Genomic DNA, 665 nt, shown 5'->3' on the forward strand with positions numbered 1-665 from the left:
GGCTAGATCGCGCGCTGCGAGCGCGGCCCGGAGCATCGTTTCTTCGTCCGGGGACAGGAACCGAACCACCTTGCGGCTAGCCGCTGATCGCTGACGCATGCCCATGAGGGGATTGGTCTCGATCAACTTCCACTCCACAGCCCGCGAAAGCGCTGACCTCAGGCAAGCAAAGTCGCGCGCTGCGGTGGCCTTAGTGACAGCATCGGGTCCAGTAACGCGCGCGCGCCACCATCGCTCCATCGTCGGCACATCAATCTCAATGATCTGACGGCGTAGCAGCCATGGGAACACTGATCGGATGCGATCCGGGTACTGACGACCACCCTTGAGCTCGGCAATAGCCCAAGGCTCGAAGTGATCGTTGAGCAGCGCTTCGAGCGTGCAACTAGTGGGCTTGGACTTTGCGAGCGCCGGCAATCCGGACTGAACGTATTCAGCGACTGCTTGCCGGGCTTGGTCGCGGGCCTGATCAAGTGACAGATGTTCGACCGAACCCAACGTACGACGCTTACCGTGCGCCCAGGTAACGATCCAAGCCTTGTGCCCTGAGGGCTGCACTCGCAAGATCAGGCCGCGAACCTGAGCGTCTCTGAGCTCATAGGGGCGATCCCGGGGCTCTGCCGTGAGGACGATACGTTTGGTGAGGGGGGATGACATTGACAGAC

General features: G+C 61.4%; 1 protein-coding gene. It reads right to left on the reverse strand.

All coding sequences use genetic code 11. From position 1 onward, the window contains the following. Window positions 1-657, reverse strand: a 657-nt coding sequence (locus AC1DQP_RS21225; protein ID WP_478052522.1) for an Arm DNA-binding domain-containing protein, incomplete at its 3' end; no start/stop codon positions are given. Between the last annotated feature and the right edge of the window lie 8 nt (window positions 658-665).

It is taken from the genome of Stenotrophomonas sp. P5_A8 (assembly GCF_056400545.1).